Below are 6,289 nucleotides of genomic sequence, written 5' to 3'. Positions count from 1 at the left end.
GGATTTCTCGGGTGCTTCCATGCTCGAATTCGTCAAGTACGAGTTCGAAGCTCCAAAATTCGACGTTGACGAATGCCGTCAGCGCGATTTGACATATGCTGCGCCGCTCAAGGTGACGCTGCGCCTCATCGTGTTCGATATTGATGAGGATACAGGCGCGAAGTCGATCAAGGACATCAAGGAACAAGACGTTTACATGGGCGATATGCCGCTCATGACCGATAACGGCACGTTCATTGTAAACGGCACCGAGCGCGTGATCGTATCGCAGATGCATCGTTCGCCGGGCGTTTTCTTCGATCACGACAAGGGCAAGACGCATTCGTCCGGCAAGCTGCTGTTTGCTGCGCGCGTCATCCCCTATCGCGGTTCCTGGCTCGACATCGAATTCGATGCCAAGGACGTCGTCTATGCGCGTATCGACCGCCGCCGCAAGATCCCTGCGACGTCGCTATTGATGGCGCTTGGCATGGATTCGGAAGAAATCCTGTCGACTTTCTATAACACGCTCACGTTCAACCGCGATGGCGACACCTGGCGTATTCCGTTCTCCGTGGATCGCTTCCGCGGGTTCAAGGCTACTACGGACGTCGTGGATGCCGATACGGGCGAGGTTGTTCTCGAAACGGGCAAGAAGCTGACGGCACGCAGTGCCAAGCAGCTTGCTGAAAAGGGCTTGAAGTTCATCAAGGCGACAGAAGACGATCTGCTCGGCACTTATCTCGCCGAAGATATCGTCAATATGGAGACGGGTGAAGTTTATCTCGAAGCCGGTGATGAACTCGACGAGAAGACACTCAAGGTTCTGCTCGACACGGGCGTTTCCGAGATCAACATTCTCGATATCGATCACGTCAATATCGGACCGTATATCCGCAACACCCTTGCCGTTGACAAGAACGAGAACCGCCAGGACGCACTGTTCGACATCTACCGTGTCATGCGTCCGGGTGAACCGCCAACGATCGACTCCGCCGAAGCAATGTTCAAGTCGTTGTTCTTCGACAGTGAGCGTTACGATCTTTCGGCTGTTGGCCGCGTCAAGATGAACATGCGTCTCGATCTCGATGCGGAAGACACTGTTCGCATCCTGCGCAAGGAAGACATCCTGGCTGTGGTCAAGATGCTGGTTGATCTGCGCGATGGCCGCGGCGAAATCGACGACATCGACAATCTCGGCAACCGCCGTGTGCGTTCGGTCGGCGAATTGATGGAAAACCAGTACCGTGTTGGTCTGCTCCGCATGGAGCGCGCCATCAAGGAGCGTATGTCGTCCATCGAAATCGATACGGTGATGCCGCAGGACCTGATCAACGCGAAGCCGGCAGCTGCTGCCGTTCGTGAGTTCTTCGGTTCCTCGCAGTTGTCGCAGTTCATGGATCAGACCAACCCGCTGTCCGAGATCACGCACAAGCGTCGTCTTTCGGCATTGGGACCTGGCGGTTTGACCCGCGAGCGCGCCGGCTTCGAAGTCCGCGACGTTCATCCGACGCATTACGGCCGTATCTGCCCGATTGAAACGCCGGAAGGCCCGAATATCGGTCTGATCAACTCGCTCGCAACCTTTGCCCGGGTCAACAAGTACGGCTTTATTGAAAGCCCGTACCGCAAGATCATCGACGGCAAGGTCACGGACGACGTCGTTTATCTGTCGGCGATGGAAGAAGCCAAGTATCACGTGGCACAGGCCAATGTGGAACTGGACGCTTCCGGTGCATTCACGGATGAATTCGTTGTCTGCCGTCATGCGGGTGAAGTTCTGATGGCGCCGCGTGAAAACGTGGATCTGATGGACGTTTCGCCAAAGCAGCTTGTTTCGGTTGCAGCGGCACTCATTCCGTTCCTTGAAAACGATGACGCCAACCGCGCTCTCATGGGCTCGAACATGCAGCGTCAGGCCGTGCCTCTGGTTCGTGCCGAAGCGCCGTTCGTTGGAACGGGCATGGAGCCGGTCGTCGCTCGCGACTCCGGCGCCGCCATCGGTGCACGCCGTACTGGTATTGTCGATCAGGTCGATGCGACCCGTATCGTTATCCGTGCTACGGAAGACCTCGTGCCGGGCAAGTCGGGCGTCGATATCTATCGCCTGATGAAGTTCCAGCGTTCGAACCAGAACACCTGCATCAATCAGCGTCCGCTGGTTCGTGTTGGCGACCGGATCGAAAAGGGTGACATCATCGCTGATGGTCCTTCGACGGATCTGGGCGATCTGGCGCTCGGCCGCAACGTGCTCGTCGCGTTCATGCCGTGGAATGGCTACAACTACGAAGATTCCATCCTTCTTTCTGAAAAGATCGTTTCGGATGATGTCTTCACCTCGATCCATATCGAGGAGTTCGAAGTCATGGCCCGCGACACGAAGCTCGGACCGGAAGAAATCACGCGCGACATTCCGAACGTTTCGGAAGAAGCGCTGAAGAACTTGGACGAAGCTGGCATTGTCTATATCGGCGCGGAAGTTCAGCCGGGCGATATCCTTGTCGGCAAGATCACACCGAAGGGCGAAAGCCCGATGACCCCGGAAGAGAAGCTTCTGCGCGCCATCTTCGGTGAGAAGGCTTCGGACGTACGGGACACCTCGATGCGCATGCCACCCGGGACCTATGGTACAGTTGTGGAAGTTCGCGTTTTCAATCGCCACGGCGTTGAGAAGGACGAACGCGCCATGGCGATCGAACGCGAGGAAATCGAGCGTTTGGCCAAGGACCGCGACGACGAACAGGCGATCCTTGACCGCAACGTCTATGGCCGTCTGGCCGACGTTCTCGATGGCAAGTCTGCTGTTGCCGGACCGAAGGCGTTCAAGAAGGGCACTGTCGTTACACAGGACGTCATGGGCGAATACCCGCGTTCCCAGTGGTGGCAGTTTGCTGTCGAGGACGAGAAGATCCAGGGCGAAATCGAAGCTCTGCGCAACCAGTACGATGACTCCAAGAAATTGCTCGAGCAGCGTTTCATGGACAAGGTCGAAAAGGTCCAGCGCGGCGACGAGATGCCTCCAGGCGTCATGAAGATGGTCAAGGTCTTTGTCGCTGTGAAGCGCAAGATCCAGCCAGGCGACAAGATGGCTGGCCGTCATGGCAACAAGGGCGTTGTTTCGCGTATCGCCGCTGTTGAGGATATGCCGTTCCTTGAAGACGGAACGCATGTCGACATCGTGCTCAACCCGCTTGGCGTGCCAAGCCGCATGAATGTCGGGCAGATTCTCGAAACGCATCTGGGCTGGGCTTGCGCCGGAATGGGCAAGAAGATCGGGGAACTGATCGAGGCCTACAAGGCACAGCACGCACAGGGCGAACAGGGCGATATTGCTCCGCTGAGAATGACGATTGAATCGATCATTCCGGACAATGACCGCAACGAGCCGGTTCGCAATTATGACGATGAGAGCATCATTCGTCTTGGCGAACAGATGAAGCGTGGCGTCTCGATTGCAACGCCGGTGTTTGACGGTGCGCATGAACCGGACATCAATGTGATGCTGGAACAGGCGGGCCTGCATTCTTCGGGTCAGTCGACGCTTTATGACGGACGTACGGGTGAGACTTTCGATCGTCAGGTGACCGTCGGCTACATCTACATGCTGAAGCTGCACCATCTGGTCGACGACAAGATCCACGCTCGTTCGATCGGACCTTACTCGCTCGTTACGCAGCAGCCTCTGGGTGGTAAAGCTCAGTTCGGCGGTCAGCGTTTCGGTGAAATGGAGGTCTGGGCCCTGGAAGCATACGGTGCAGCTTACACGCTGCAGGAAATGCTTACGGTCAAGTCCGACGACGTCGCCGGTCGCACGAAGGTTTACGAAGCAATCGTCCGTGGCGACGATACTTTCGAAGCCGGTATTCCGGAGAGCTTCAACGTTCTCGTCAAGGAAATGCGCTCGCTCGGTCTCAATGTCGAGCTGGACGATACTCGTGCCCAAGAACAGCAACAGCAGGCATTGCCTGACGCTGCAGAGTAAAAAGGGAAGGGTGCGCGGCAATGCTCGCGCACCCGACCAGTTTTTCGGGCCGCTGAGGAAGCGGCATTTGATCTAGATGGACCCGCGGCGGCGGATATCCATCGCAAGTAGAGGGCACTCTTTGCCCCATGGAGAAACGGCATGAACCAAGAGGTCATGAATCTTTTCAATCCTCAGGTGCCTGTGCAGGCATTCGATTCCATCCGGATATCGATCGCCAGCCCTGAGAAGATTCTGTCCTGGTCATACGGTGAGATCAAGAAGCCGGAGACGATCAACTACCGCACTTTCAAGCCTGAGCGGGATGGTCTTTTCTGTGCTCGGATCTTCGGGCCGATCAAGGACTATGAATGCTTGTGCGGCAAGTACAAGCGCATGAAATACAAGGGCATCATCTGCGAAAAGTGCGGTGTGGAAGTCACGCTGTCACGCGTTCGCCGTGAGCGTATGGGCCATATCGAACTCGCAGCCCCGGTTGCGCACATCTGGTTCCTGAAGTCTCTGCCTAGCCGTATCGGCACATTGCTCGACATGACCTTGAAGGGCATCGAGCGCGTTCTCTATTTCGAGAACTATATCGTGACCGAGCCGGGTCTGACTGCCCTGAAGGAGCATCAGCTTCTTTCGGAAGAAGAATACATGATCGCGGTCGATGAGTATGGTGAGGATTCCTTCACCGCACTGATCGGTGCCGAGGCTATTCATGAACTTCTGGCTTCGATGGATCTGGAAAAGATCGCCGGAGATCTGCGTGAGGAACTCGCAACAACGACTTCCGACCTGAAGCAGAAGAAGCTCATGAAGCGTCTGAAGATCGTCGAGAACTTCCTGGAATCGGGTAACCGTCCGGAATGGATGATCATGAAGATCGTTCCGGTGATCCCGCCGGACCTGCGCCCGCTGGTTCCGCTGGATGGCGGACGTTTTGCGACGTCCGACCTCAACGACCTTTATCGCCGCGTTATCAACCGTAACAACCGTCTGAAGCGCTTGATCGAATTGCGCGCTCCTGGCATCATCATCCGTAACGAGAAGCGCATGCTTCAGGAATCGGTTGATGCGTTGTTTGACAACGGCCGTCGTGGCCGCGTCATCACCGGTGCCAACAAGCGCCCGCTGAAGTCGCTGTCCGACATGCTCAAGGGCAAGCAGGGCCGCTTCCGTCAGAACCTTCTCGGCAAGCGCGTCGACTATTCCGGCCGTTCGGTTATCGTGACCGGTCCTGAGTTGAAGCTGCATCAGTGCGGTCTGCCAAAGAAGATGGCGCTCGAGCTTTTCAAGCCGTTCATCTATGCCCGTCTCGACGCAAAGGGTTATTCCTCGACCGTCAAGCAGGCGAAGAAGCTGGTCGAAAAAGAAAAGCCGGAAGTCTGGGATATTCTCGACGAAGTCATCCGCGAGCATCCGGTTCTCCTGAACCGTGCTCCGACGCTGCATCGTCTTGGCATCCAGGCGTTCGAACCGATCCTGATCGAAGGCAAGGCAATCCAGCTGCACCCGCTCGTCTGTACCGCTTTCAATGCGGATTTCGACGGCGACCAGATGGCTGTCCACGTTCCGCTTTCTCTGGAAGCGCAGCTTGAAGCCCGCGTTCTGATGATGTCGACGAACAACATCCTGCACCCTGCAAACGGTCTGCCGGTTATCGTTCCGTCACAGGACATGGTTCTCGGCCTGTACTATCTGTCGATCGTTGCGGCAAAGGAGCCGGGCGAGGGCATGGCCTTTGCCGATATGGGTGAACTTCACCATGCTATCGGCAGCGGTGCAGTGACCCTGCATACAAAGATCAAGGGCCGCTTCAAGAGCATCGATGCAGACGGCAAGCCGACATCGAAGATCTATGAGACCACACCTGGCCGCATGATCATCGGTGAGCTTCTGCCGAAGCACCACAACGTGCCTTTCGACATCTGCAATCAGGAAATGACCAAGAAGAACATCTCCAAGATGATCGACACGGTCTATCGCCATTGTGGACAGAAAGAGACGGTCATCTTCTGCGATCGCATCATGCAGCTTGGCTTTGGTCATGCTTGCCGTGCCGGTATCTCGTTCGGCAAGGACGACATGGTCATTCCGGAAACCAAGGCGAAGCTGGTTGCTGAAACCGAAGCTTTGGCAACGGAATACGAACAGCAGTACAATGACGGCCTGATCACTCAGGGCGAGAAGTACAACAAGGTCGTCGACGCTTGGGGCAAGTGCACCGAGAAGGTCGCCGACGAAATGATGGCGCGCATCAAGGCCGTCGAGTTCGATCCTGTTACTGGCCGCCAGAAGCAGATGAACTCGATCTATATGATGTCGCACTCGGGTGCTCGTGGT

The 6,289-nt window shown here is 56.2% G+C and carries 2 protein-coding genes; both read left to right on the top strand.

Annotated features, from left to right (window positions below):
* A partial coding sequence (gene rpoB / locus ACXJ5O_RS15935; RefSeq protein WP_457300738.1) for a DNA-directed RNA polymerase subunit beta occupies positions 1–3,961 on the top strand: 3,961 nt, incomplete at its 5' end.
* A gap of 141 nt (positions 3,962–4,102) precedes the next feature.
* The coding region (gene rpoC, locus ACXJ5O_RS15930) for a DNA-directed RNA polymerase subunit beta' (RefSeq protein ID WP_457300737.1) at positions 4,103–6,289 on the top strand (2,187 nt) is incomplete at its 3' end.

It is taken from the genome of Phyllobacterium sp. P5_D12, from assembly GCF_054049495.1.
The sequence above is the reverse complement of the archived record's forward strand: the minus strand, read 5'-3'. Positions and strand labels throughout refer to the sequence as shown.